The sequence below is a fragment of the Streptomyces sp. ICC1 genome (genome assembly GCF_003287935.1).
GTDB lineage: Bacteria > Actinomycetota > Actinomycetes > Streptomycetales > Streptomycetaceae > Streptomyces > Streptomyces tritrimontium.
The window spans coordinates 4,433,017-4,458,198 of record NZ_CP030287.1 but is presented as its reverse complement, the minus strand read 5'-3'; the positions used below and the strand labels follow the sequence as shown (position 1 = coordinate 4,458,198).

General features: G+C 74.0%; 19 protein-coding genes. 8 read left to right on the top strand and 11 right to left on the bottom strand.

Going from position 1 to position 25,182, the window contains the following annotated elements; translation table 11 throughout:
• Positions 1–126 precede the first annotated feature (126 nt).
• Together DRB96_RS20960 and DRB96_RS20955 are read right to left on the bottom strand one after the other, a co-directional pair.
• Positions 127–1,221, bottom strand: coding sequence for an LLM class flavin-dependent oxidoreductase (locus tag DRB96_RS20960; RefSeq protein ID WP_112449837.1), 1,095 nt, complete (start codon positions 1,219–1,221; stop codon positions 127–129).
• A complete protein-coding gene (locus DRB96_RS20955) occupies positions 1,221–2,264 on the bottom strand; it encodes an ABC transporter substrate-binding protein (protein WP_112449836.1) in 1,044 nt (347 codons plus the stop codon). The genes DRB96_RS20960 and DRB96_RS20955 overlap by 1 nt, the downstream gene beginning before the upstream one ends.
• 734 nt (positions 2,265–2,998) lie before the next feature.
• Here DRB96_RS20955 and DRB96_RS20950 point away from each other — a divergent pair.
• Positions 2,999–4,150 (top strand): cytochrome P450, encoded by a 1,152-nt coding sequence (locus DRB96_RS20950; RefSeq protein ID WP_239517749.1) that lies wholly within the window; start codon positions 2,999–3,001, stop codon positions 4,148–4,150.
• A gap of 54 nt (positions 4,151–4,204) precedes the next feature.
• On the opposite strand, the gene DRB96_RS20945 is transcribed toward DRB96_RS20950, so the two are convergent.
• Both DRB96_RS20945 and DRB96_RS20940 read right to left on the bottom strand, forming a co-directional pair.
• The gene (locus DRB96_RS20945; RefSeq protein WP_112453601.1) at positions 4,205–5,263 is read right to left on the bottom strand and encodes an alpha/beta hydrolase-fold protein; all 1,059 of its coding nucleotides are present in this window, start codon (positions 5,261–5,263) and stop codon (positions 4,205–4,207) included.
• A 50-nt stretch (positions 5,264–5,313) separates the two neighbouring features.
• Complete coding sequence (locus DRB96_RS20940; protein ID WP_162688588.1) at positions 5,314–7,830, bottom strand: YfhO family protein; 2,517 nt, start codon at positions 7,828–7,830, stop codon at positions 5,314–5,316.
• Between the two features lie 406 nt (positions 7,831–8,236).
• Here DRB96_RS20940 and DRB96_RS20935 point away from each other — a divergent pair, with 406 nt between their 5' ends.
• Positions 8,237–8,857 (top strand): L-threonylcarbamoyladenylate synthase, encoded by a 621-nt coding sequence (locus tag DRB96_RS20935; protein ID WP_112449834.1) that lies wholly within the window; start codon positions 8,237–8,239, stop codon positions 8,855–8,857.
• Between the two features lie 67 nt (positions 8,858–8,924).
• Here DRB96_RS20935 and DRB96_RS20930 read toward each other — a convergent pair whose 3' ends face one another.
• The 6 genes from DRB96_RS20930 to DRB96_RS20905 form a co-directional block, all read right to left on the bottom strand.
• Entirely contained in the window at positions 8,925–9,176 is a 252-nt protein-coding gene (locus DRB96_RS20930) for a hypothetical protein (protein ID WP_112449833.1), read from the bottom strand.
• Entirely contained in the window at positions 9,173–9,838 is a 666-nt protein-coding gene (locus tag DRB96_RS20925; RefSeq protein ID WP_112449832.1) for a TetR/AcrR family transcriptional regulator, read from the bottom strand. Before DRB96_RS20925 ends, DRB96_RS20930 begins: the two co-directional genes overlap by 4 nt.
• Positions 9,835–11,322, bottom strand: a complete 1,488-nt coding sequence (locus DRB96_RS20920; RefSeq protein ID WP_112449831.1) for an MFS transporter — start codon at positions 11,320–11,322, stop codon at positions 9,835–9,837. The genes DRB96_RS20925 and DRB96_RS20920 overlap by 4 nt, the downstream gene beginning before the upstream one ends.
• A gap of 125 nt (positions 11,323–11,447) precedes the next feature.
• On the bottom strand, positions 11,448–12,332 hold the full coding sequence (locus tag DRB96_RS20915; protein ID WP_112449830.1) for a hypothetical protein: 885 nt from the start codon (positions 12,330–12,332) through the stop codon (positions 11,448–11,450).
• 27 nt (positions 12,333–12,359) lie between these two features.
• Positions 12,360–13,820 carry a solute carrier family 23 protein gene (locus DRB96_RS20910; RefSeq protein WP_239516156.1) on the bottom strand — a complete coding sequence of 487 codons (1,461 nt, stop codon included), beginning with the start codon at positions 13,818–13,820 and terminating at the stop codon, positions 12,360–12,362.
• Positions 13,817–14,974 (bottom strand): aryl-sulfate sulfotransferase, encoded by a 1,158-nt coding sequence (locus tag DRB96_RS20905; protein ID WP_112449829.1) that lies wholly within the window; start codon positions 14,972–14,974, stop codon positions 13,817–13,819. The genes DRB96_RS20910 and DRB96_RS20905 overlap by 4 nt, the downstream gene beginning before the upstream one ends.
• 187 nt (positions 14,975–15,161) lie before the next feature.
• Here DRB96_RS20905 and DRB96_RS20900 point away from each other — a divergent pair, with 187 nt between their 5' ends.
• A complete protein-coding gene (locus tag DRB96_RS20900) occupies positions 15,162–15,728 on the top strand; it encodes an XRE family transcriptional regulator (protein ID WP_112449828.1) in 567 nt (188 codons plus the stop codon).
• Positions 15,729–15,780: 52 nt separating this feature from the next.
• On the opposite strand, the gene DRB96_RS20895 is transcribed toward DRB96_RS20900, so the two are convergent.
• Complete coding sequence (locus tag DRB96_RS20895; protein ID WP_112453599.1) at positions 15,781–17,016, bottom strand: AI-2E family transporter; 1,236 nt, start codon at positions 17,014–17,016, stop codon at positions 15,781–15,783.
• 270 nt (positions 17,017–17,286) lie between these two features.
• Here DRB96_RS20895 and DRB96_RS20890 point away from each other — a divergent pair, with 270 nt between their 5' ends.
• The 5 genes from DRB96_RS20890 (at position 17,287) to DRB96_RS20870 (ending at position 25,171) form a co-directional block, all read left to right on the top strand.
• On the top strand, positions 17,287–17,649 hold the full coding sequence (locus DRB96_RS20890; RefSeq protein WP_112449827.1) for a hypothetical protein: 363 nt from the start codon (positions 17,287–17,289) through the stop codon (positions 17,647–17,649).
• Positions 17,650–17,799: 150 nt separating this feature from the next.
• On the top strand, positions 17,800–21,873 hold the full coding sequence (locus DRB96_RS20885; protein WP_112449826.1) for a WD40 repeat domain-containing protein: 4,074 nt from the start codon (positions 17,800–17,802) through the stop codon (positions 21,871–21,873).
• Between the two features lie 181 nt (positions 21,874–22,054).
• Positions 22,055–22,909, top strand: a complete 855-nt coding sequence (locus tag DRB96_RS20880) for an NlpC/P60 family protein (RefSeq protein ID WP_112449825.1) — start codon at positions 22,055–22,057, stop codon at positions 22,907–22,909.
• A 49-nt stretch (positions 22,910–22,958) separates the two neighbouring features.
• Positions 22,959–24,254: a serine hydrolase domain-containing protein gene (locus DRB96_RS20875; RefSeq protein WP_239517748.1), complete on the top strand. Its 1,296-nt coding sequence runs from the start codon at positions 22,959–22,961 to the stop codon at positions 24,252–24,254.
• A 176-nt stretch (positions 24,255–24,430) separates the two neighbouring features.
• On the top strand, positions 24,431–25,171 hold the full coding sequence (locus DRB96_RS20870) for an NPP1 family protein (protein ID WP_112449824.1): 741 nt from the start codon (positions 24,431–24,433) through the stop codon (positions 25,169–25,171).
• Positions 25,172–25,182: the final 11 nt, after the last annotated feature.

Sequence of the window (25,182 nt, the reverse complement as noted above, 5' to 3'; positions counted from 1 at the left end):
TGTCCGCGCCCACGCCCATGTCCGCGTCCGCCGGTCCGCCCTGCACCGCAAATTCGTTCACGGTTCTACCAACTGGCGGTGGCGTCGAGATCTTCCCGGGACCGGGGACACCCGCCGGTTCCGGGGTCAGGGCGCGAGCAGGCCGCGCGCCGCGAGCTCCGGGGTCACCCCCTCGCCGAACCAGTACGCCTCCTCCAGGTGCGGATAGCCCGACAGCACGAAGTGCTCGATCCCGAGCGCGTGGTACTCCTCGATCCGGTCCGCCACGTCCCCGTGGCTGCCGACCAGCGCCGTACCCGCGCCACCGCGCACCAAGCCGACACCCGCCCACAGGTTGGGGGAGATCTCCAGCTTGTCGCGCGAGCCGCCGTGCAGGGCGAGCATCCGCTGCTGGCCCACCGACTCGCTCGCCCCCAGCAGCGACTGCGCCGTGGCGATGGACGCGTCGTCCAGGTCCGCGAGGAGCCGGTCCGCCGCGCTCCAGGCCTCCTTCGCCGAATCCCGCGAGATGGTGTGGAGGCGGATGCCGAACGTGACCGTCCGCCCCCGCTCCTCGGCCAGCGAGCGGATCCAGTCGACCTTATCCTTCACCTCCTGCGGCCGCTCGCCCCACGTCAGGTACACGTCCGCGTGCTCGGCGGCCACGGGGCCCGCCGCGGCCGAGGACCCGCCGAAGAAGATCTCCGGCAGCGGGTCCGGCGGCACCGCCGTGAGCCCGCCGTCGACCCGGTAGTGCTCGCCGTGGAAGTCGAAGGGCTGCTCGCCCCAGACGCCCCGTACGACCGCGAGGAACTCGGCGGTGCGCTCGTAGCGCCGGTCGTGGTCGAGGTGGTCCCCGAAGCGGCGCTGCTCCGCCGAGTCGCCTCCCGTCACCACGTTGAGCAGCAGTCGGCCGCGCGTGATCCGCTGGTACGTCGCCGCCATCTGCGCGGCCAGCGTCGGCGAGATGACCCCGGGCCGGAAGGCCACCAGGAACTTGAGCCGCTCGGTGTGCTGGGCGAGCGCAACCGTCGTCAGCCAGGCGTCCTCGCACCAGGTCCCGGTCGGGGTCAGCACCGCCTCGAAGCCGAGCCGCTCGGCGGCCTTCGCGATCTGCGCGAGGTACTCGATGTCGGGCTCGCGCACCCCGGACGCCGCGTGGTTGGCGGCGTAGGCGTGCCGGTCGACCAGGGTGCGGCCGTCGCCGCCGGTCGGCAGGAACCAGTGCAGTCGTACCGTCATCAGGATTCCTTCCCGTACGTGCGGGCGGGGGTGGTGGAGGGCGGCAGGTCCCGGTTGAAGCGGGTGTCGACGAAGTCCTTGAAGGCGACCTTGCCCGGGATCAGCTTCAGCTCCGTGAAGGTGTCGGCGATCTTCTGCTCCGAGGCGACGGCCGCGTCGTCGATGGCGACCGGGATCCGGGTGCCGTTGCTGCGCTTGACCGCGTCGAAAGCCACCTCGTACGGCAGCCCGGTCTCCTTCGACCAGACCTTGGCCCACTCCTCCGGGTGCTTGAACACCCACTCCTGGGCGCGCTGGAGGCGCACGAGGAGGTCCCCGATGGCCTTGGACTTCGCCTCGTCCGCAAGCGCGGAGGGCGCCGCCACCTGGAAGCCGAGCCCGTTGACGATCCCCTCGCCGCTGGTCAGGACGCGGGCGCCGGAACGCAGCACCTGCGAGGTGTACGGGTCCCACACGGCCCAGGCGTCGACCTTGCCGCTGTTGAAGGCGGCCAGCGCGTCGGCCGGCTGGAGCAGGGTGATCTGTACGTCGGTCGGGGCCAGACCGGCCTGCTGGAGGCTGGCGATCAGCTGGAAGTGGGCCGAACTGCCCTGCGCCACCGCGACCTTCTTGCCGCGCAGCTCGGCGGGGGTCTGGAGGGGGGAGTCCTTGGGCACCAGGATCGCCTCGCCGGAGGAGGAACCGTGCGTGGCACCCACCACCGTGATCTTCGACTTGGCCGCGGCGGCGAAGACGGGCGGGGTGTTGCCGACGCTGCCGATGTCGACGGCCTTGGCGTTGACGGCCTCCAGCAGCGGCGGTCCGGACGTGAACGTGGACCACTTGATCTCGTAGCCGAGCTCGTCCAGCTCGCCGGCGGCCCGCAGCAGCGATTCGGAACCGCCCTTCTGGTCACCCACGTTGAGTGTGATCTTCGCGGCGCTCTTGGCGCCGTCCTTGGAACCGGCCCCGGTGTCGGCGGCAGAACTGCCGCCGCAGGCGGTCAGGACCAGCGACAGCGGAATCAGCGAGGCCAGCAGGGGCAGGGCGTGGTGACGTCTCATGGCGTTCGTCTTCGATCTCTCGTACGGGAACCAGGGCAGGGGAAGCGGAGTGCAAGGGCGCGGGAGGAGCGGGGAACGGTCCAGCGCCCTCGGCCTCGGCATCGACCTCGGGTGCCGCCGCGAAGAAGACGGCCTCGGGGAAGGCGGGTGCCGCGAAGTCGGCCTCCGGTGGCTCCGGTGGCTCCGGTACGGGCGCTGCTGCCGCTGCTGCGAAGAAGGCGGCGCCGCGCAAGCGGACTTCCGCCTGAGCCGTGGCCCTGCGGGGCTTGCCCCTCCCCGCCCTTCGCCCGTTCCCCGGGGCTCCGCCCCGGACCCCGAGCCCGGCCTGCGGGGCTGCGCCCGCGCCCGGCCTGCGGGCCGGCGGGCGCCGCGCGGCTGCGCCGGTGTACGGGGCCGCGCGCGTGTCAGGCTTGCGGGGCTGCGCCCGTGTACAGGGCCGTGCCCGCTCCTCGCCTGCGGGGCTGCGCCCGCGCCCCGGGCTGCAGGTCGGCGGGCGCCGCGCGGCTGCGCCCGTGTACGGGGCTGCGGGGCTGCGCCCCGTGCCTGGGCTGCGGGCTGCGCCCGTGTACGGGGCTGTGCCCGCGCCCGGCTTGCGGGTCGTGCCCGCGCCCGGCTTGCGGGCTGGGGGGCGCCGCGGGGCTGCGCCCGTGTACGGGGCTGTGGGGCTGCGCCCCGTGCCTGGGCTGAGGGCTGCGCCCGTGTACGGGGCTGCGCCCGCGCCTGGGCTGCGGGCTGTGCCGGCGGGCCTGGTGGGGGCGCAAGTACGGGGGCAGCACGGCCTGGCGCAGCACCCTCAGCGGTACGTCAAACGGTCGCACCGCGCCCGCCTGTTGATCGGCGACGGTGTGCTCGCGGCGACCGGGGAGGCGTGGAAGCGGCAACGGCGGCTCCTGCAGTCGCAGTTCACCGGGACCGGGATGCGCCGCTACGAGCAGCGGATCGCCGGGGCCGCGCGGGCCACCGCCGCGCGCTGGGCCGCGTACGCCCGTTCCGGACAGGTCCTGGACGTCGGCGAGGAGATGCGGCGCTTCGCCCTCGACACCATCTGGCGCTCCTTGACCGGACACCCGCTCGACGCGGACACCGAGCGCGAACTGGCCGCCGTCGCGGCCGTGGTGGCGGCGCTGCCGACGCTGCCGGCCGATACCGCGGACGCCGGGGAGGCCGTCGCGGCGGACCTGGCCCGGATCGACGCCGTCGCCGAGCACGCGATCGCCGCCGCGCGCCGGGGCACTGCCGGGCCCGACGGGCCGGGCCTGCTGCACCTGTTGGTGGAGGCTTCGGCCGAGCGGCCCGAGTACACGGACCGGCTGATCCGCGACGAGCTGGTCACGCTCCTGGTCGCCGGTCACGAGACCACGGCCTCCACGCTGACCTGGCTGTACCTGCTCCTGGACCGGCATCCGCAGGCCCGCGAGCAGGCCCTGGCGGCGGGCGGCGCGGGCTCGGCGGAGCGGCGGGAGGCCGTGCAAGCGCTGGTCAGCGAGACGCTGCGGCTGTACCCGTCCGCGTGGATCCTGCCGCGCCACGCGGTCGAGGACGACGTCCTGGCCGGCTACGCGATCGAGGCGGGCACCGATGTGGTCGTCTGCCCGTACCTCGCGCACCGCGACCCCGTGCTGTGGCCGGACCCGGAGCGCTTCGACCCGCTGCGCTTCACCGTCCCGGGCGGCCGTCCGACCCTCCCGGGCGGGTACGTACCCTTCGGCATCGGGCCCCGCGCCTGTCTCGGGCTGCAGTTCGCCCTGCGCGAGTCGACGGTCCTGCTCGAGCACCTGCTGCCCGCGCACGTCCCGGCCTTCCGCTCCGTCCCGCGCGGGGCGGCGTACAGCATCACGGTCCGCCCGGCCGGCCCGACCCCGGCCACCCTCACCTCAGGGACCTGAGTCACTCCCCCGAGGTTGGTGGCCGTCCGAACGCTTGCGGTGCCGGTCACAGCACTAGCCGGCGGCGAGGCGGGCGCCGAGCCATTCCAGCGCCGGCGGGATCTCCCGGTTCCACGTGTTGAAGCTGTGGCCGCCGCGGTCGAGGGTGATCGAGGAGACGCGCGCGGGGCTCTTCACCTTCTTGATGAACTCCAGCGTCGGACGGTAGTTGCTCTCGCCCTGGAGCGAGGTGGTGACGAGCAGGGAGGTGTTCCCCTGGGGCAGGTGGTCCAGGCTCCACAGCAGGTCGGAGCGCTTCTTCTCCTCCTCGTTGCCGCGGAAGAGGTCTCCGGAGTCCTCGTCGATCTCGGGCTCGTAGTCCGCGGACAGCCCCACGCCGGCCGCGTACGACTCCGGGTGCTGCAGGGCGATCTTCAGCGCGCAGTAGCCGCCGGTGGAGTCGCCCATGATGCCGAGGCCGCGGGGGGCGGCCCCGATGCGGTAGGCGCCGGCCAGTGCCTTGGGGAGGTCGGATCCGAAGAACGTCTCGGTCTGCGGGCCGCCCGGTACGTCGACGCACTGGGTGTTCACCGGCGGTGCGACGGTGGGCCGCATCAGCACCAGGATCATCGGGTTCATCTTCTTCTGTTTGACCAGGCCCAGCGCGGTCTTGGGGTAGGGCAGCGGCTTCAGCAGGTTCTCCGCCGTGCCGGGGAACCCGGTGAGGACGACGGCGGCCGGGAAGGTCCGGTGCTCGTTCCCCTTCTGGAAGTACTCCGGCGGCAGGTACACGTAGGCCGGGGTGGCGATCTTGGAGCGCTCCCCCTGGATCATGACCTTCTCGATCTCGCCGCCCAGGTGCCGGCTCTCGCCGCCGGGCACCCACGGCTTCTGCCGGCCGGTCACCTTCAGCGCCGAAGTGCCGCCCGCGTCCTGCCCGCTGACGGTCGGCGCCTTCTCCCGGCCGGCCAGCTCGGCCCAGGAGCCGTAGATCAGGAAGGCGCGGTTCGCCGCGAGGCCGACGGCCGAGAGGGTCAGCACCTGGATCGCGAGGACGAGGGCGATCCGGCCCGTGACGGACCGCCATCCCCGCCGTGCGAGGCGCGGCCACAGCCGTACGGCGGCCGCGAACATCAGGGCCGTGGCCAGGAGGGCCGTCACGAAGAGCGAGTCGCCAGTCAGATTCACACGGGGCTAGAGCGCCCGACGGGCCGATCCGTTCCCTGCCGGAACTCGGAATTGATCACATCCGCGCGCCGCCGCCACCCGGCGCGGGCCAGGACGCCGGCGATGACAAGTGCGCCCGCACCGGTGCCGGCCAGGCCCGCGCTCAGACCCTCGGGGAGGTACGAGCACGAGAGCCGGTCGGCGCCCGCGGCGCCCAACGGGACGCCGAGCAGCCCGTGGTACGAGATCGGGGCGCGGGCCGGGCCGCCGTCGACGGAGCAGGTCCAGCCGGGGGAGGCGGTGGTGGCGATCACGGCCGTGCCGGTCGAGCCCTTGGGGAGCCGGGCCTCGACGCTGTGGCCGCCGGTGGTGAACCGCGTGGGCCCGGTGGCCTTCAAACGGGCCACGGCCGCGTCGAAGGCGGCCTGGTCCAGGCAGCCGAGCGCGTCGGGCGGCAGGAGCTGGCCGTCCTTCGGGGTGCGGACGGAGAAGGTGAAGCGGCCGTCGGCGGGGACCGGGCCCAGTTCCTTGAGCGGTGCGCTGACGGCGGGAGGCTTGCCGAAGAACCCCTCGCGCCGGGCGGTGCCCTGGACCTCGACGGTGGCGTTCAGGTCGGGCGCGTACAGGAAGGCCCGCTGTCCCGGGGCGCACCGCGAGGTGAACGCGGTCCAGTGCTCCGGGCCCTCGCCCTCGGCCCTGGGCAGGGCGAAGCCCCGTCCGGTGTCGGGAGCGGCCGGCCCGCCGGCGTGGGAGAGCGGGGGCACGGTGTACACCCTGGCGCCGAGGGCGGCATGGCGCCGGGCCCAGACCGAGTCCTCGGGGGCCCCGTAGGCCTGGTCGCTGCCGGGCGGGCGGAGGGTGACGAGCGGCGGGGCGGGCACGGTGCGCGCGGTGACGCCGTTCCCGCCGGCCGGCTCCAGGACGGTGCCGACGCCGAGCAGGGCCCGCAGGACCGGGTCGTGCGCGGGCCACAGGTGGCGGCCGCCCATGGCCTGGCCGAGGCCGAGGCCGCGCAGTCCGCGCGCGGTCTCCACGCTCACGTAGCTGCTGTAGTAGGCGCCGCCCTGGCCGCCCACGAGCATGGCGTCGTTGTTGGTGACGAAGATGTCGGGTCCGGCGTCGGAGCGGGTGGCGGGCCAGTCCTCCCGGTCCCGCAGGGTCCGGTGCGCGTCCGCGCCGAGCGTGGTCATCGTCTGCGGGCGGACGGGTCCGCGCCGGCGGGGGTCGTCGACGACGGCGTTGCCGTAGACGGCGTACGTGGTGCCGGCGAAGACCGAGACGGCCAGCAGCACCATGACGCCCGTACGGGCGGGGCGGCGCAGCCCCCGCGCGTAGCAGAGCAGGAGGACGGTGGTGACGGCGCCGCCGGCCAGGACGCCCGTCAGGGCGTACTCGTTGACCGGCTGGCGGTCGTACGTCACCGCGACGAGCAGGGCCAGCAGGCCGGCGCCGCCGAGCAGGGCCCGGGGCCGGGGCATGTGGGCGAGGCAGATCCAGGCGGCCATGGCGAGCATGCCGCTGAGGACGAAGGACTCGCGGAAGGGGGCGCCGTGCGGGAGGGCCCCGCCCTGCCAGAGCTTGGCCGTGGGGGTGAGGACGAAGGAGACGGCGGTGAGGAGCAGGAGCCCGAGCCAGGCGGCGCGTTCGCGGACGCGGACCTTGGACTGGAAGGGCAGGGCCAGCACGAGGAGGAGGACGAGCACCCCGGCGTAGATGTTGGGCGCGGGGCGGCCGGGGTGAGTGCCCGGTATGAGCATCGAGAGGTAGGTCAGCGGGTCGGTGTCCACGCTGACGACGTACAGCTCGGTGGGCTGGGACCGCTGGTTGGCCCGGGCGCAGACCAGGACGGCGGGGGCGGCGAGCAGCAGTCCGGTGCCGGCCATGGTGGCGGCCCGCCACAGCGCCCGGCCCCGGGTGCGCCAGTCGGCGTCGGCGAGCAGGAGCCGTACGAGGAGGACGAGCGCGGTGGCCAGGGTGGCCATGGCGGCGGTGTAGAAGTTGGCGAACCAGCAGAGGGCGACCAGGAGGCTGCCGAGGACCCAGCGGCGGCCGGTCAGGCACCAGTCGGCGGCTATGCCGAGCAGGGGTACGGCGACCAGGCCCCAGGTCCACATCGGGACGACGGTGCCCTCGGCGACTCCCCAGCCGCAGACGGCGTAGCCGACGGAGAGCAGGGCGCGCAGCCAGGGCGAGCCGGGGCGCAGCCGGCCGAGGTAGACGGTCATCAGGGCGGCGGCGAGGCCGATGCTGAAAAGGCTGACCAGGTAGACGGAGAACTCGGCGTGCTGGCGGGGCAGGACACCGACCAGCCAGGAGAACGGATTGGTGAGATAGGTGAAGAAGTCCCCGAGGAATCCGACGCCGTAGCCGCTCTGCCAGTTGAAGAGCAGGTCGCCCTGGGCATTTCCGTGCTGGAGGTCCCACAGGCGGGTGTGGAAGGGCACGTATTGGTGGCGCAGGTCGTTGTCGGCGCGCGGGATGGCGCCGAAGGGATACACGCCGTGCGCGGCGAGGCCGGCGGTGTGGGCGGCCATGGATATGAATGCGGCCACGAGAGCGGAAAGGAATCCGAGATTCCGCTTCACCGCGCCGACCTGGGCCCCAACCCCTCTTCGGCCTCCCGCGGGGAGGGGGGTTTCGGCAGGCGGGAGAGACGTGGCGGTCATGTGTGGGAAACCCTCGTGCGTGATTCATCGGCCACGGAGAGGCCGCCGATTCACGCACCCTATGTACACCGCCGAAAAATTTATGCACCCGAGGCAAAGAATATGATCGCAATCACGAGCGCATGCGGTCCATATTGCTATAGAAACTGGACAATCAGCCACTTATCCGCGTGCCCAGATCGCCGTGCGGTCGCATCGCCGGGCGGTCCGCCCGCCGCCTCACCGCCTCACCGCCCGGCCGGTAGCGGAACCCCGGATCCCGTAGGCTCGGTGGATGGCAAAGTACTTCGACGTACACCCCGATAACCCCCAGCCGCGCACCATCGGCAGCATCGCCGACAGCATCCGCTCCGGCGGGCTCGTCGCCTATCCCACGGACTCCTGCTACGCGCTGGGCTGCAAGATGGGCAACCGGGAGGGTGTCGACCGGATCCGGTCGATCCGGCAGCTCGACGACCGTCACCACTTCACCCTGGTGTGCGAGAACTTCGCGCAGCTCGGCCAGTTCGTGATCATCGACAACGACGTCTTCCGCGCGATCAAGGCGTCCACCCCCGGCAGCTACACCTTCATCCTCCCGGCGACGAAGGAAGTCCCGCGCCAGCTGCAGCACCCCAAGAAGAAGACGGTCGGTGTCCGCATCCCCGACCACGTCGTGGTCCAGGCCCTGCTGGCCGAGCTCGGCGAGCCGCTGCTGTCCAGCACGCTGCTACTGCCCGGCGAGAGCGAGCCCATGACGCAGGGCTGGGAGATCAAGGACCGGCTCGACCACGTCGTGGACATGGTGATCGACTCCGGCGACTGCGGGACGCTGCCGACCACGGTCATCGATTTCTCCAGCGGCGAGGCCGAGATCGTCCGCCGGGGCGCGGGCGACACCTCCCGCTTCGAGTAGGCCGTCCGCTCAGCCTGTCCGCGCGGGCCGTCCGCTCAGCCCGCCCGCGCGGGTGCAGGAGTCCGGGTCAGGAGTCCGGGTGCAGGACGGGCTTGAGGCCGTAGTCGAGTTCGGAGCCGTCCACGAGGATGGCTTCCACCGTTCGGGTGACGGGATCGATGTCGGCCACCATCCCGTCCCCCGAGTAGCGCGGGTATCCGGTGGCGCCGTTCTCGCCGGTCGGCGCGACGACGGCCGAGCGGACGGCGTCGCCGGCGGACCCCTCCACCACGTGCTCGGGCACGAGCAGGATCTCGAAGCTGCGCGGTTCGGTGCTCATCCCCCGACGCTAACCGGCTCCCGGGGATCACGCCGGGCGGCGCCGCCGTCGATGAGGAGCTGGAGCCCGGGCGCGTACAGGTCCGCCAGCCGCTCCGGCGGCGTACGGGTCCCCGCGCCATCGGGGCGGTGCAGGCTCAGCGTCGCCCCCAGGCCCAGCAGCTGGCCCGCGATCAGCTCGGCGCGCAGCTCCCGGTCGGCTCCGGCGAGGGAGCCGGCGAGGCGGTCCGTGACCTGTTCGCGGAACCGCTCGCGCAGCAGGGTGCGCTCGTCGTCCCTGCCGAGGGAGAAGACCACGCGCAGCAGCGGGTCGCCGCGGAGCTCGTCGCGCAGCCGGACCATGGTCAGCACCAGGTGCCGGCCCAGCACGGCCGGCCGGGCCGCGAACAGGGCGTCGGCGGCCGGCTGGAAGTCCGCGACCGTGTTGAACAGCCGCTCCTTGCTGCCGAACCGCTTCACGATCAGCGACGGGCTGACCCCGGCGTCGGCCGCGATGCCGCGCAGGGTGACCTCGGCGTACGGGCGGAGGGTGAACGCCCTGCGGGCGGCGCGCACGATGGCGTCGCGGCCGGTACCGGTGTCGGCACCGGCTTCGGCACCGGTTTCCGTGCCGGCCCCGGTCCCGGCCCCGGTCCCGGCGGTGCTGGTGTGGTCTCCGGTCATGTGCTCTCCCGGGCGGCGGGCTCGGACTTCGTCACCGCGACCGTACCGGCCGGGGCGGATCCGGCGGGCGCGGCGGGCGCGGCGGGCGCGACCGGCGCCGCCGGCCGGGCCGAGGGCAGGAAGAGGGCCGCCACCAGGGCGGCGAGCGCCGTCCCGGCCGCGATCAGGAAGATCAGCAGGTACGCGTCCAGGGTGGGGGCTTCGCGTCCACCCGCCGCCCGGAAGGTGACCTGGGCGAGCACGGCCGCGACGACGGCGCTGCAACAAGCCTGGCCGACGGAGCGCATCAGGGTGTTCAGGCCGTTCGCCGCCCCGGTCTGGGCCGCCGGCACGGCCCGCATGACGAGCGCCGGCAGCGCCGAGTAGGCGAGGGCGGTCCCGCAGGCCACCACCGTGGCTCCGGCCACGATCGGCCCGAGGCTGTGGCTGGTGAAGAACCGGACGACGTAGCCGAGCGTCATGACGGCCGCCCCGAGGGCCAGCGCGGTCCGGGGCCCGTAGGCGGCGGAGATCCGCGCCGAGACCGGGGACAGCGCCACCATGGCCAGGCCGCCGGGCAGCAGGCACAGGCCGCTGACCACGAGGGAGACGCCGAGCCCGTACCCCGTGCTCACGGGCTCCTGGACCATCTGCGCGGTGGCCAGGGAGTTGGCGTAGAAGGCGAAGCCGACGAGCAGGGCCGCGAGGTTGGCGAGCAGGACGGCGGGGCGCGCCGATACCCGCAGGTCGACCATCGGGGAGGCGGTGCGCAGTTCGTGGCGGCCCCAGAGCGCTCCGACGACCGGCACCGCGGCCAGCAGGCCGAGCGTGCGCGGCGAGGTCCAACCCCAGTCGGCGCCCTGGGTGATCGCGAGCAGGAGCGCCACCAGGGTGGCGGCGAGGCCGAGGGTGCCCGGTACGTCGAACCGGCCGGCGGTGCGCGACGGCGATTCGGGGACGGCCCACAGGACGAGGAGGAGGTCGAGCGCCCCGAGGGCCGCCGCGGCCCAGAACATGGCGTGCCAGTCGAAGTGTTCGACGACCAGCGCGGCCGCGGGGAGTCCGATCGCGGCGCCGATCCCGAGGGTGGAGCTCATGAGGGCGATGGCCGGCAGGACGCGCTCGGGCGGGAGTTCGTCGCGGATGATGCTGATGCCCAGCGGGATGACGGCGAGGGCGGACCCCTGGAGGGCGCGGCCGGCGATCAGGACGGCGATGTCGGAGGTGACCGCGCACAGCGCGGACCCGGCGGTGAGGACGGCGAGCGAGGCGAGGAGCACGCGGCGCTTGCCGTACATGTCGCCGACGCGGCCCAGCACGGGGGTGAAGACCGCGCCGGTGAGCAGGGTGGCGGTGACGAGCCAGCCGGCGGCGGCCGGACTGCTGCCGGTCAGCTCCGGGACGTGCGGCAGCAGGGGGATGACCAAGGTCTGCATGACGGCGACGACCGCGCCGCAGAAGGCGAGGACGGCGACGACCGGGCGGACGCGGGTCTCGGCGGGCATGTCGCTCCCAAACGCTGGCCCGAAGGGGGTGCACACATGTTCACCCCCAGGGTAAACGCGCGTGCACCCCCCTGTCCGCCCGTCGGCGAGGGCTCTTTTCAGCCTTTTCGCCCGGCCGGGCGGTCCTAGGAGCGGCGGGCTCCGTCGTCCTGTCCGGGTTCGTCGCGCGGCGCCGAGGGGTGGCGCAGCAGGCCGCGGGCCCAGCGCTCGTTGAGGCCGGCGAGGAAGCCGATGGCACCCCAGAAGAACCACGCCTTGACCAGGGCCTCGTGTCCGGCGGCGGTGAGCGGGCCGGGTCCGCACAGTTCGGCCGGGGTCAGCGGCGGGCTGAGCACGGTGAGGATGCCGCCGCTGACGAGCAGGAAGAGGGAGGTGGCCAGGAACCACCCCACCACCACCCGGTACCAGCCCTCTTGGCGCAGCGCCTGGGACAACTGGACGGGATCGGCGGCCAGGGCGTCGTGCCCGGCCCGGGAGCGGATCAGCTGCCGGGGATCGCGCAGCCGGATGACCACGCTGAAGACCGCGCCCATCGCACCGCCCGCGAAGCACACCAGGGCGTGCACGAGGGCGAGGCGCTCCTGGCAGCCGAAGTCGATGCCGAACAGTCCGGGCAGCCACGCCCCCAGGGCGAAGACCACGACCAGCACCACCGGGCTGACCACGATCCCGCAGGCCAGCCCGGTGTTCAGGCCGCGCGCCCCGGCGGTCGCCGTGTCGGCCTCCAGCCGTGACCCGGCGATCGCGACCGCCGTGTCCAGCCGGGCCACGTCGGCGCCCCGGGCGACGGCGCGCAGGGCGCGGAGCAGGTCCTCCCCGACGGCGGCGCGCGTACGGCGTTCGAAGGCCCGCTGCGAAGCCGCGTAGAGCCGGTCGAGGCGCAGCATCAGCTCCGGTTCGGCGCACCACAGTTCGCGCAGCCGCTCGGGATCGATGCCCGGCACGTCTTCCAGCGCCCGTATCTCCCCGTCGGCCGCGCCCCGGAACCACTCGATTACCCCGCGCCGCATCCCAGCCCCCTCTTTCGCAGAGCAGTTCTACCCTGCTTCGGCCCGGGGCGGTACCCGCCCGCCGGGCGGGCGGGCGCGGAAGAGCGCGTGCAGCAGGACGGCGGTGAGCGTGCCCGCCACCACCCCGCTGCCGAGGACCGTCCTGGCCCAGACGGGGAACCCCTGGTAGAGGTCGGGGGCCACCACCGGCAGCAGTCCGGCGGTGAGGGCCAGCGCGACCACCGTGGAGCCGCTTCCGGTGCCGGGGGACGTGCGCCCCAGCATGTCGACGCCCATCACGGCGATGATCCCGTAGATCACCAGCGCGGAGCCGCCGACGACGGGGGCGGGAATCGCGGCGAGGAGCCGGGAGACGGGGGCCAGCAGTCCCACGGCGACGAGGAGCACGCCCGCCCCGGCGGTCACGTAGCGGCTGCGGACCCCGGTGAGGCGGCCGATGCCGATGTTCTCCGCGCTCGTCACCATCAGCGAGGTGCCAAAGAGCGCGCCGAACAGCGAAACCAGCGCGTCCGCTCCGGCCACCCGGGGCACGTCGCGTCCCGGGGCGCTTTCGCGGCCCACCGTCTCACTGTTCAGCACGGTCTGTCCGGTGATCTCCGCGAGCGTGGTGAGGCTGAAGACGAGCAGGGGCAGCGCGGCGAGCAGGTCGAACTGCGGTGTCCCGTACGGGAGGAGGTGCGGCAGTGTCAGGCCCTGGCCGGCCCCGCCCACGGGCGCGAGGCCGCCGAGGCCGGTCGTGAGCGCGATCAGGGTGCCCGCGCCCATGCCGAGCAGTACCGCCGTCTGACGCCAGATCCCGCGCAGCAGCAGGAGGAACAGCACCGTGCACCCGATGGTCGCGCCGGCCAGGACCACCGCCGAGGGCGCGGCGTAGCCGGGGCTCCCGGGCCGGCCGGTGACCAGCTGGGCGGCGACCCGGATCATGGCGATGCCGATGAGCAGCACCGTGGTGCCCATGACCACCGGCGGGAAGAGCCGGACGATCTTGGCGTAGAAGGGCAGTACGGCCAGGAGCAGCGCCGCCGCGAGGAGCACCGACCCGGTGGCGGTCGCGGGGCCGTGGTCCTTGGCCATCTGGATGAAGAGCGCGGTCGCCGCCCCGCCGGGCAGCATGACGAAGGGGAGCCGGGCCCCGAACCGCCACAGCCCCAGGGACTGGAGCAGGGTGCCGACGCCGCACAGCACGAGGGTGGCGCTGAGCAGGGAGGCGGTGGAGGCGGCCGTGAGGCCGAGGGCCTGTCCGGTCAGGAAGGTGGTGGAGACGGGCGCCGCGACCATGGCGAGCACGTGCTGCGCGGACAGCGGGACCAGCCGGCGGACCGGGATCCACTCATCGACGGGCGGTACGGGTGGTACGGGCGGTACGGGCGGGCTTGGTGGGCCCGGCAGGACCGGCGGGACGGTCGGAAGGAGCCCGGCCGGCCCGGTCGGTGCGCCCGGTACGCCCGGTGCGCCCGGTACGGGACCGGCCGTGTCGGCGGCGGTCACCGGGTGGCCCCGGCGCCCAGCCAGGGCACCTCCTCGGCGGTGTAGCGGTACGCGCGGAAGACGGCGTTGGGCTCGGCCGGGAACAGGCCGCGCACCTCGGACTCGCGGTAGCCGCCGAAGTACGGGACGACGTACTCCCAGCACAGGTAGCCCTCGGGCGTCACCTCGAAGAGCCGGCCCGAAGGCGAGTCCGTGACGAGGGTGTTGCCGCCCGCGAGGCGCTGGGCGCTGCCCATGAAGGGGGCGAAGAACGCCTCCTTGGCCGGGTCGTGGTACTCCCACACGACCTCGCCGGAGGACCGCTCGATCTCGATGACGCGGGAGTAGGGGACGTCCGAGCCCGGCCGGAAGACCCCGTTGTCGAACACCAGCACCCGGCCGTCGGCCGGTTCGGTGGGCGCGTGCTGCTGGGAGACGACCCCCGGCTCGGAGCGCCACAGGATCTCGCCGGTCTCCCGGCTGATGACGACGACGGCCGAGACGCTGCGCAGGCTGGCGAGGACGTTCCCGTCGGCGAGCGGGACCACGCTGTTGATCAGGGGCCAGTGCTCGCGGGAGTAGTCGGGGTGCAGGGCGTACTCGTCCCGGTCGAGGTGCTCGGCGGCGCGCCACGACCAGCGCACGGTGCCGTCCGCGTCGACTTCCCTGATCGTGTCGGCCCATACGGTGCCGTCCGCCTCGGAGCCGGGCACCCCGCCGCGCACGGTCCGGGCGTCCGCGCCCCGCAGCGGTTCGAGGGCGGTGTAGAGGACGCGGCCGCCGCCGAGGTGGTGCGCGTCGTGGTGCTGGAGCGGATCGCGGTGCTCGCGCAGGACGGTGCCGTCGGGGGCGGCCTCGAGCATGACGCCGCCCCGGTACTTGTGCCACATGGGGAAGAGGGCTTCCTCGCCGGGCAGTACGCCGCTGTAGGCGAGGTTGCCGTTCGCGAGGACGCGGGCGTGCCGGCCGGGGCGGTACGGCAGGTTCCACTGGTGGACGACCTGGCCGTGGATGTCGATCAGGTACACCTCGCCGGTGCCGGTGAGCGGGGCGAAGAGGGTGTACCCGCCCTCCGAGGCGGCGGGATCGAGGGCGATGAGGCCGGTTCCGCGCCGACGGCGGGCGTTCTGGTCGACCGGGGTCGGGGCTACCGGGGTCTGAGCGGCTTGGGACATGAGGTGGAGCTTCTCCCGTCAAACTTTCTTTGATCTGAGCAACTGAGTTAGAAACTAGCGCCGTGGTGTTGCGGCACTGTGAAGGGAGTGCGAAGCCCGCAGCCGGGTGGGAGAAGATGATCGGCACCGGACCAGACCGGACCAGACCGGACCGCACCAGACCGGGCAGCGAGGAGCGAGGAGCGACGTGGCAGACGAACCGCCCGAGCGGCAGATCGGAGCGGGCATCCGCAGGCGGCGCCGGGCCCTCGACCTCACCCTCGCCGAAGTGGCCGCCCGCAGCGGGCTGTCGTCGCCCTTCCTCAGCCAGATCGAGAACGACCGGGCCCGCCCCAGCATGCGTTCGCTCCAGCGCGTCGCGGACGCCTTGGAGACGACGGCCGTGCAGCTGCTGGCCGCCGCGGACACCCCGCGCCGGGTGGACATCGTGCGGGCCGACGCCGACCCCGGCCTCGATCCGGCGGCCCGGGTCCGCCCGCTCGTCCGCGGCCACCACCAGATGCACGCACTCGAGTTCACGGGCGAACACGACGCCGAGCGCGCGTTCCGCCACCGCAACGACGAGCTGATGTACATCGCCGACGGCGCGGCCGAGGTCGAGGCCGAAGGGCGCACCCACCACCTGGCCCGGGGCGACACCCTCTATCTGACGGGCGGGGTCGAGCACCGCTGGTGGGCCCGGCTGCCGGGCACCCGGGTGCTGCTGGTCGCCGTCGCCGACCACGTCGAGGTGGTCGTCGACCCGCACGCGTGACGCGCCGGAGCGGAGTCCGCCCGGCCGCCGCCGGAGAACGGCCCGACCGGACCTACTTCCGCCTCCACCACCTCGGCCGGCCGGCGGGCCGGGCCGGTGCGCCGGCTCCCGCGAGCGGCGTAGCGGCTCCGGGCGTGCGCAGGGACTGGCGGACGGACCAGGCCACCGAGACCAGGGGCACCGCCACCACGGCGCCGACGATCCCGGCGGAGATCGCGCCCGCCACCACCGACAGGGCCACCGCCATGGGGTGGAGCCGGACGGCCCAGCTCATCACCAGGGGATGCAGCAGGTGCCCCTCGATCTGGCCGATCACCACGATGAGCGCGACCACCAGGGCCGCCACCAGGGGCCCCTTGGCGGCGAGGGCGACGACCGCGGCCACGCCCAGGGCCACCGGGGAGCCGATGAGCGGCACGAACGCGGCGACGAACTCCAGCAGCGCGAGCGGGACGGCCAGCGGTACACCGAGGAGGAACAGCGCGACGCACACGAGCACGGCGTTGGTCGCGGCCACGAGCACGATGCCGTGGGTGTAGCCGGTGAAGGTCCGCCAGGCCGCGACCCCGGCCACGGACACCCGCTCCCGCGCGCCCCGCGGGAGCTGCCCGCAGAACCAGCTCCACTGCCGGTCGCCCGAGTAGATGAAGAAGACGGAGCAGAACAGCCCGAGGGCCGCGACGGTGAGCACCGCCACGGCCCGGCCCGCCCCGCTGAGCGCGGTGTTCAGCAGGGTCGAGCGGTGACTGGAGAGGTAGCTGCCGATCCGTGACTGGAGGTCCTTGAGCAGGTGGGAGTCCAGCCGGAACGGCGGGCCGCTGAGCCAGGCCTGGATCCGGTCCAGTCCGACCCTGAACTCCCGTACCAGCGCGGGCCACTCCCCCGCCACGGCCTCGCCGACGAGCGCGAGGGCGCCGAGCACCAGGACCGCGCTCAGGACCAGCGCGCAGGCCACGGCCACGCCCCGGGGCAGCACCCGGGCCAGCAGGTCGGCCGGCGGCCGCAGCATCGCGGCCGCCACCAGCCCGAGGAAGAGGGCCACGGCGATCTCGTGGAACCGTCCGAGGACCACGAACACCGCGTACACCGCGGCGCCGACGACCAGGAGCCGCCAGGCGTGGGCCGCCGCCGTCCACAGGAGCGGGGACACCTTCACACCGTCGCCGTCGGCCCCGCCCGTCCCGCAGGCCCCGCCCGTCCCGCCGGTACGGACCGGTCCGCGCCGGCCGACCGCACCCCGCGGGGCCGTGGGGCGGCGCAGCGGCCGCGTCACGCGTCGCCTGGTCATGTACGGCCGCACCTCCGGTCTTTCGGTCCCCTCGGGCTATCACCCCGGCGGCGCCCGCCCCGCGCGGCGCGCAGCGCGTTCGCCCGAAGGTCTCACCCGCGCTGGGCCGAAGGAGCCGCCCGGGGCGTTGCCCCTCCCGAGGCGATCCCGCTGGTCACGGGCGGTTTCCCGGCCGGGCGGCCGACGGGCGACGGGAAACCCGTCGACCCCCGGGTCCGCCGGGGACAGGCTGAAGGAGTCAGCACGGAGCAAGACCCACAAGGGGACATCATGCGCAAGATGATCCGCGGCGCCGCCGCGTTCGCCACCGCCACGGCCGCCGTCCTCGCACTGAGCGGCACGGCCGGCGCGCAGCCGGCCGACACGTGGGCGGGGTGCCCGTACGGGGCGGTCTGCATCTACCCGCAGAACCAGAACCCCGCCGTCAAGCCCAGCCAGATCTTCTACAGCTACGGGGCGCACAACCTGAACAACCAGCACGGCAACCACTGGGTCCTCAACAACCAGTACGGCGGCGCCACCGCACGGCTGTGCACCGGCTACAACGGAGCCAACTGCGGCAACCCGATCGCAGAGGGCACCGGGGTCTACGCCGACCTCGGGCCGATCAACTCGATCACCCTCAACCGGTAGGAACCGAAGGGCTGTTCGCAAGGGTGTTCCGGAGCCGACCGCTCGGCGGCTCCGGAACGCCCTTGTTTCACGCCACGCCGCACGAATGGCCGGTCGGCCCCGTGACACCCGCGCTAGCCTGGGCAACTGCCTCTCACAACCTGGGCGCACATGGCCATGGGGGTCGTCTTGGGGGATCCGGACCGCGGGAACACCGCCGGCCGCCGGCACACACCGAACGGTTCGGCGGACGCCGTCGTGCCCGTGCCGCCCTTTCCCGCCCAGCTGAGACGCCTGCGCCTGCAGCGCGGGCTGTCGCTCGCCGACCTCGCCCGCGAGACCCACTACAGCAAGGGCTACCTGAGCAAGATCGAGACGGGCGCGAAGCCGGTCACGGCCGATGTCGCGCGCTGCTGTGACCGGGTCCTGCGCGCGGAGGGCGAACTCCTGCGGCTGGTACCGGAGAGCGAGGGGCCGGGTCAGGCGGCCGCGGCACCCGCCGGGTCCGGCCTCCCCTCCGGCCTGGCCGGACCCCGCGACGGATCCCGGGCCGGATCGCGTGACGGATCCCGTGACGGATCCGAGGGCCGGGCACGGTCCGGGCCGCCGGACGGGGCCGGCGGACCGGCCGGTCCGCAGTCGCCGGGCGAGTGCCCCTACCGGGGCCTGCCCGCGTTCACCCCCGAGGACGCGGGGTGGTTCTTCGGCCGGGAGCGCGCCACGTCCGCCCTCGTCGAGCGGCTCTTCGAACGCCTGGGCCACGGCCCGCTGCTGCTCGTCGCCAGGTCGGGCGCCGGCAAGTCCTCGCTGCTCAGCGCCGGTCTGGTACCGGCCCTTCGGCGCGGGGACTTCCCCGTGGCGGGCGCCGACGGCTGGCCGGTCATCCGGTTCACGCCCACCGCGCACCCGCTGCAGGAACTGCTCGACGCCGCCGCCAAGGTGCTGGGGGACGATCTCGGCATCAGTCCGCGGGAGTTGCGCGCCCGTCCGGAGCGGCTGCTCGAAGCCGTGCACCGGCGGTCGGAGGGCGGCCCGCCGCTCCCGGGGGCCGGTCCGGGCGGTCGGCGGCCGCCGACCGTGCGGCCGGTGCTGCTGGTCGACCAGTTCGAGGAGCTGTTCACCCTCTGCTCCGATGAGGAGGAGCGCCGCGCCTTCGTCCGGGTGCTCCGCGCCGTGGCCGTGTCCCGGCCCGCGCGGACCGGGTACGAACCGGCCGCCGTCGTGCTCGGGGTGCGGGCCGACTTCTCCGGGGACTGCCTGGACCTGCCCGGGCTGGCCACCGTCTTCACCGACGGGCTGTTCGTCCTGCCCCCGATGTCCGTGGCCGAACTGCGGGAATCGATCACGCGTCCGGCGGAGCTCGCCGGGCTCGCACTGGAACCCGGGCTGGTCCCGCTCCTCCTGCGGGACGCGGGTGTGCGCGAGGCGGCGGAGCGGGCCGCACCGCCCGGCGCCCCGCGCCCCGGACCGGACGCCTGGCCGGGCGAGACGCCCTCCGCCGCGCTGCCCCTGATGTCCCACGCGCTGATGGCCACCTGGCAGCGGCGCGAGGGCTCCACGCTCACCGTCGCGGGCTACGAGTACGCCGGGGGGATCCAGGGCGCCGTGGCGCGGAGCGCCGAGCGGGTCTTCGCCGGCCTCTACCCGGCCGAACAGCGCACGATCCGGCGGCTGCTGGTGCGGCTGGTCCACATCGCCGACGGCGCGGTGCCCACCCGGCGCCGGGTCAGCCGGGCCGCCCTGCTGGAGGGGCGGCCCGACGCCGAGCGGACCTCTGCCGCCCTCGACGCCTTCGTACGGGCCCGGCTGGTCACCACCGACAGCGCGACCGTGGAGATCACCCACGAGGCCCTGCTGCACGCCTGGCCGCGGCTGCGCGGCTGGATCCACGCCGACCGGGCCGGACTGCTCGTCCACCAGCAGCTGGCCCAGGCCGCAGACGAATGGGTGCGCGAGGGCCGCGACCCCTCCGTCCTCTACCGCGGCGCCCGCCTGGCGACCGCCCGGGCCTGGGCGGACGAGGTCGACGGCGGCAGGCTCGGCCCCCTGGAAGCGGAGTTCCTGCGGGCGAGCCGGGCCGCGCAGGAGAGCCGCCTGTGCCAGGCGAGGCTGCAAGTCCGGCTGCGCCAGCGGATGCTGGCCACGCTCGTCGTCCTGCTCGTCCTGGCGCTGGGCGCCGGCGCGGTGGCGTACCAGCAGCGCTCCGGGGCGCTCGGCCAGGAGCGGACCGCCCGCTCGCAGGCCCTGGCCGCGCGCTCGCTGTCGCTGGCCGCCGGCCAGCCCGAGGCCTCGATGCTGCTCGCCGAGGAGGCGTACCGCGCCGAGGCGACCCCCGAGGCGCGCGGAGCCCTGCTCAGCACCCAGTCCCAGCCGTTCCTGGCCCGGTTGGGCGGGCACGACGGGCCGGTCAACTCGGTGGCCTTCGCCCCGGGCGGCGCGCTCATGGCGACGGCCGGATCCGACGGGCGGGTCCTGCTGCGCCGGGTCGCCGACCGCCGCACGGTCGCGTCCTTCACCGTGCCCGGCCGGGTGCGCACGGTGGCCTTCAGCCCCGACGGGCGGACCCTGGCGGCCGGTTCCACGACCGGTCCGGTCCGGCTCTGGCCCGTCGCCGGGCCGGGCGCCGCCCCCGGTGCGGCGGTGGTGCTGCCCGCGCCCACGGCGGGGGCCAGGGCGCTGGCCGTGGCCCCCGGCGGGCGCACGCTGGCCGTCGGCCGCGCCGACGGGAGCGTCCAACTGCTGGACCCGGTCGGCGGACACCGCGAGATCGCGGCCCTGACCGGGCACACCGGGCGGGTCAACTCCCTCGCGTACGCGCCGGACGGCCGTTCGCTCGTGTCGGCCGGCGCCGACGGCACCGTACGGATGTGGGACACGGCGCGGGCCCGCCCGCTCACCGTGCTGGAGGGCCACACCGGAGAGGTGCTGGGCGCGGCCTTCGCCCCGGACGGGCGGACGGTCGCCACCGGCGGGGTCGACCGCACGGTGCGGGTGTGGGACGTCGCCGCGCACACCGTGCTCGCCACCCTCACCGGGCACAGCGACGACGTCAACGCCGTCGCCTACACGCCGGACGGCACGACGGTCATCAGCGCGGGCGGCGACGGCACCACCCGGTTGTGGGACGTGCGGGGCGGGCGGCTCACCGCGACCCTCGCCGGGCACACGGACTACGTGCTCGCCGTCGCGGTGGACCCCGCCGGGTCGGTGCTGGCCACCGCCGCCTTCGACCAGTCCGTCGTGCTGTGGGACCTGCGGGGGCCGGTGCTGACGGCCCGTCCGTTCACCGAGGTCTGGCACGCCGCCTACAGCCCGGACGGCAAGACGCTGGCCACGGCCGACGCCGATCACACCGTGCTGGTGTGGGACGTGGCCGCGCGACGGGTCCGGGCCACCCTCACCGGACACGCCGAGACCGTGTTCTCGGTGGCCTTCGCCCCGGACGGGCGCACCCTCGCCTCAGCGGGCGCCGACGGCACCGTACGCCTCTGGGACACCGCCACCCGCACCCCGCTCACCACCCTCACCGGACACGCCGGGACCGTGTTCTCGGTGGCCTTCGCCCCGGACGGGCGCACCCTCGCCTCGGCCGGCGCCGACGGCACCGTACGCCTCTGGGACACCGCCACCCGCACCCCGCTCACCACCCTCACCGGACACACGGACTTCGCCAACGACGTGGACTTCAGCCCGGACGGGCGGACCCTGGCCAGCGCCGGGGACGATCTGACCGTGCGGCTGTGGGACGTGGCCGGGCGCCGTCCGCTCGGCGTGCTCACCGGACACGCGGGCGCGGTACGGGCCGTCGCGTTCGGCCCGGACGGGCACACGCTGGCGAGCAGTGGCAACGACGGGACGGTCCGGCTCTGGGACACGGGCCGGCGCCGGGTCACCGCCGTGCTCACCGGCCACACCGGCTCCGCGCGGGGCATCGCCTTCTCCCCCGACGGGCGGACCCTGGCCAGTAGCGGCAACGACCGTACGGTGCGGCTGTGGGACGTGCCCGGACACCGGCTCCGGGCCGCCCTCTCCGGCCATACGAACGCGGTCTGGGGCGTCGCCTTCTCCCCGGACGGGCGGACGGTCGCGAGCAGCAGCAACGACGGCACCGTACGGCTGTGGAATCCGGACCCGGGGGCGCGGCTCGCGGACATCTGCCGTGTGCGGGGCGGCATAGGACCACGGGAGCGGCAGGCCCTGGCACCGGGTCTGCCGGTGCGCGCGGCCCGCGACTGCGCGGCTTAGGCCGCTGGTCGGAGAGGGTTTCCCGGGGGTTTCCCGTTGCCCGTCCGGGTGGTGCTTCGCCCGGCTCTCGACGCGGCGCGGCGGCGGCCGCCAGGCTGTTCTCCGGACGGGGCGCCGGCACGTGCCAAGTCCCGCGCGGACGGCGGCGCTTCGCCGTGCCATGAGAAATCGAGGTCTCCCCATGCTCCACCGAACCGGCCACAGCCGGACCCTGCTCGTCGGAACGCTCCTCGCGCTCCTCGCCGTTCTCCTGTGCACCCCCGCCACCCCGGCGACCGCCGAAGGGGCGTGCCGGGTCCTGGCGCCGGGCGCCTCGGCCGCTGCCGAGCGGGCCGTCGGCGCCGCCTGCGAGCAGGTGGGAAAGGGGGTCTGGTACACGTGGGGCGGCGGGCACGGCCCGCAGCCCGGTGCCACGTACGGGCAGGTGGACCCCACCGATCCGGCCAGCGAACACGATCCCGAACGGCTGGGCTTCGACTGCTCGGGACTCGTCCGCCATGCCTACGCCCAGGCCACCGGCTCGGACCCGCTCGACGGGGTGGCCAGCGCGCAGTACTACACGCACCGCGCGGCCGGGCGCTTCACCGCCGCCCAGGGCCTGGCGCCGCTGCTCCCCGGCGACCTGCTGGTGTGGGGGACCTCCCGGCACCTGCACCACATCGCCCTGTACCTGGGTGCGGGCAAGATGGTGGAGGCCAAGCAGTCGGGCACCAAGCTGATGGTCAGTGACGTACGGCTGACGGCCGGCTACCACGGCGCGGTGCGCGTGGACACGGGGCCGGTGAGCGGGCACGTCTTCCGCACCTGGGGCAGCGGCGTCTGGACCAAGTCCGAGCCCGCCTCGGCGGCCGCGCGGGTCTACGCCCTGCCCGGGCCGACGACGGTCCGCGTCGAGTGCCAGAAGCACGCCGAACAGGTGACCTCGGACGGCCACACCAATGACGCCTGGTCCTATCTTCCCGACTACAAGGCCTGGATGACGAACATTTACGTCCAGGGACCGGCTTGGCTGGAAAGTGTCCCCACCTGCCCATGATCATCCGTAAGGTCTGAGGAAACCCCGCAAGCCCGATCCGAGGAGCAACGTGCGTCCGTCCCCCTCCCCTTCCCTCCAGCGTCGCCTGGCCGTCAGCGCCGCCCTGCTCGCCGTCGTGGCCGGCGGCCTGCTGCCGGCCACCGCCGCGCAGGCGGCGCCCGTCACGCAGTCCGGGCCGCTGTCCGGGCCGCTGTCCGCCGGCCAGGTGGCGCCCGTCACGCCCGATCTGGACGCGCTGACGCAGGCGTTGCGCAACACCCCGGCGGCCGGGGCGCCGGGCGCGATGGCCCGCTTCACCGGCCCGGGCGGCGTCCAGAGCAGGGTGGAAGGCGTCCGCGACCGCGCCACGGGCGCGGCGATGGACCCGCAGGCCCGCTTCCGGATCGGCAGCGTCACCAAGACCTTCTCCACCGTCGTCCTGCTCCAGCTCGTCGACGAGGGGAAGATCAAGCTCGACCAGCCGGTCAACAGCTACCTGCCGGGCCTGCTGCCCGACGACCGCATCACCGTGCGCCACCTGCTCACCCACCGCAGCGGCCTGGCGGACTACACGAACGTCATGTTCGAGCACACCGTGCCCGGCTTCGAGTCCGTCCGGAACAAGGTGTTCACCTACCGGGAGCTCGTCGGCCTCTCCCTCGCCGAGCCGAGGACCACCGAGCCCGGCGTCGCGTACAAGTACTCGAACACCAACTTCGTCGTGGTGGGGATGCTGATCGAGAAGGCCACGGGGAAGCCGGTGGCCAAGGAGTACGAACGGCGCATCATCAAGCCCCTCAAGCTGAAGAACACCTCGTACGTCCACCCGTCCACGGCCATCAAGGGCCTGCACGCCAACGGCTACCTCCACCCGGACGAGGCCGGCGCCCCGCTGGTCGACTCGACCGAACAGACCGTGTCCTGGGCCCAGTCCGCGGGTGCGATGATCTCGAACGCGGCCGACCTCAGCACCTTCATGTCCTCCCTGCTCCGCGGGAAGCTGCTGCGCCCCGACACCCTGGACGCCATGCTCACCATGACCCCGACCGACGCCACGAACACCCGGTTCTACGGGCTGGGCCTGCGCCGGTACGACCTCTCCTGCGGAACGCAGGTGTACGGCCACACCGGCACCGTGCAGGGCTTCTACACCTACGCCTTCACCACCCGCGACGGCAGCCGCGCCCTCTCCTCGATGGCGAACACCTCCAACCGGGGCCAGGCCAACACCGCCCTCGGCGGAACCCTGGAAGCGGCCTTCTGCGGCAAGGCGCCCGCCGCCGGCCCGGCCGCCGGCGCGGCCTCGGCACGCGGCTTCGCGTTCGCCCCGGCCGCGGCGGAGGCGGACCTCCCGGAGCGCGGCTGACGGCTGTTCCCGGACACGGGCGTCTCCCGCCCCTTGGCGTGGGGGCGGGAGACGGGAAAGCTGAACTCCGCATTCCCACACGGGTGTTGTCCCGTGTGACCGATGAGGAGGACACGATGGCCGACGCACCGCCCGTGAAGCGTTCCCGAAGGGGGCCGGGCCGGCGGGCCCGCAGGATGCTCGCCGTCACGGCGGGGGCCGCGGCGCTGGTCCTCGCCGTCCCGGCGACCGCGTACGCGGCGCCGCCCCCGGCCCTGCCCGCCAACGCGGACGGGCTGGAACAGACCTTCCAGCCCGCCTACGACTACGACCGCGACGGCTGCTACTCCAGCCCCGCCATCGGGCCGGACGGGACCATCAACGGGGGCCTGAAGATGGGCGGCGACGTCAACGGCAGCTGCCGCGACCTCTCCGACCTGAACAACACCAACGGCTACTCCCGAGCGAAGTGCAACAACGGCTGGTGCGCCGTCATGTACGCGCTCTACTTCGAGAAGGACCAGGTCTCGCTCGGCCCCGGCAGCGCCGGGCACCGGCACGACTGGGAGCACGTGGTGGTGTGGATCCAGAACAACCAGGTCGCCTACGTCTCCACCTCGGAGCACGGCAACTTCAAGGTGCACGCCGCCTCGCAGATCCGTTTCGACGGGACCCACCCGAAGATCGTCTACCACAAGGACGGAATCAGCACGCACTGCTTCCGTGCCGCGAACTCCAACGACGAGCCGCCGGAGAACCACAAGGGGACCTGGCAGTACCCGACGCTGGTCGGCTGGAACGGCTACCCCGCCGGGCTGCGCGACAAGCTCAGCCAGGCCGATTTCGGCAGTGCCCTCCTCGGGATCAAGGACGGGCAGTTCAACGGCCACCTCGCCAAGGCCAAGCCCGCCGGGATCCCGTTCGATCCGCACGCGTGACGGCGGGCGGC